This is a genomic window from Frankia sp. AgKG'84/4 (assembly GCF_023242965.2).
Classification (GTDB): Bacteria; Actinomycetota; Actinomycetes; order Frankiales; family Frankiaceae; genus Frankia.
This window is the reverse complement of the sequence record NZ_JALKFU020001048.1, coordinates 1-1,626: the sequence shown is the minus strand read 5'-3', so window position 1 is coordinate 1,626 and position 1,626 is coordinate 1. Positions and strand designations below refer to the sequence as shown.

General features: G+C 54.0%; 1 rRNA gene. It reads left to right on the top strand.

Going from position 1 to position 1,626, the window contains the following annotated elements:
* Positions 1 to 45 precede the first annotated feature (45 nt).
* Positions 46 to 1,596 (top strand): 16S ribosomal RNA (locus tag MXD58_RS27175).
* The last annotated feature ends 30 nt before the right edge of the window (positions 1,597 to 1,626 follow it).

The following is a 1,626-nucleotide window of genomic DNA, read 5'->3' as shown; positions in this document are numbered from 1 at the left end:
TTACTAGTGAGTACACACTTTAAAAACAAATGAGCAAGTCAAATTCTATCGGAGAGTTTGATCCTGGCTCAGGACGAACGCTGGCGGCGTGCCTAATACATGCAAGTCGAGCGGACGGATGGGAGCTTGCTCCCTGAAGTCAGCGGCGGACGGGTGAGTAACACGTGGGCAACCTGCCTGTAAGACTGGGATAACTTCGGGAAACCGGAGCTAATACCGGATACGTTCTTCTCTCGCATGAGAGAAGATGGAAAGATGGTTTCGGCTATCACTTACAGATGGGCCCGCGGCGCATTAGCTAGTTGGTGGGGTAATGGCCCACCAAGGCGACGATGCGTAGCCGACCTGAGAGGGTGATCGGCCACACTGGGACTGAGACACGGCCCAGACTCCTACGGGAGGCAGCAGTAGGGAATCTTCCGCAATGGACGAAAGTCTGACGGAGCAACGCCGCGTGAACGATGAAGGCTTTCGGGTCGTAAAGTTCTGTTGTTAGGGAAGAACAAGTACCAGAGTAACTGCTGGTACCTTGACGGTACCTAACCAGAAAGCCACGGCTAACTACGTGCCAGCAGCCGCGGTAATACGTAGGTGGCAAGCGTTGTCCGGAATTATTGGGCGTAAAGCGCGCGCAGGTGGTTCTTTAAGTCTGATGTGAAAGCCCACGGCTCAACCGTGGAGGGTCATTGGAAACTGGGGAACTTGAGTGCAGAAGAGGAAAGTGGAATTCCACGTGTAGCGGTGAAATGCGTAGAGATGTGGAGGAACACCAGTGGCGAAGGCGACTTTCTGGTCTGTAACTGACACTGAGGCGCGAAAGCGTGGGGAGCGAACAGGATTAGATACCCTGGTAGTCCACGCCGTAAACGATGAGTGCTAAGTGTTAGAGGGTTTCCGCCCTTTAGTGCTGCAGCTAACGCATTAAGCACTCCGCCTGGGGAGTACGGCCGCAAGGCTGAAACTCAAAGGAATTGACGGGGGCCCGCACAAGCGGTGGAGCATGTGGTTTAATTCGAAGCAACGCGAAGAACCTTACCAGGTCTTGACATCCTCTGACAACCCTAGAGATAGGGCTTTCCCCTTCGGGGGACAGAGTGACAGGTGGTGCATGGTTGTCGTCAGCTCGTGTCGTGAGATGTTGGGTTAAGTCCCGCAACGAGCGCAACCCTTGATCTTAGTTGCCAGCATTCAGTTGGGCACTCTAAGGTGACTGCCGGTGACAAACCGGAGGAAGGTGGGGATGACGTCAAATCATCATGCCCCTTATGACCTGGGCTACACACGTGCTACAATGGATGGTACAAAGAGCCCGCAAACCCGCGAGGGCAAGCTAATCTCATAAAGCCATTCTCAGTTCGGATTGCAGGCTGCAACTCGCCTGCATGAAGCCGGAATCGCTAGTAATCGCGGATCAGCATGCCGCGGTGAATACGTTCCCGGGCCTTGTACACACCGCCCGTCACACCACGAGAGTTTGTAACACCCGAAGTCGGTGAGGTAACCTTTTGGAGCCAGCCGCCTAAGGTGGGACAGATGATTGGGGTGAAGTCGTAACAAGGTAGCCGTATCGGAAGGTGCGGCTGGATCACCTCCTTTCTAAGGATAAAAACGTACGCGCTTTTGTTT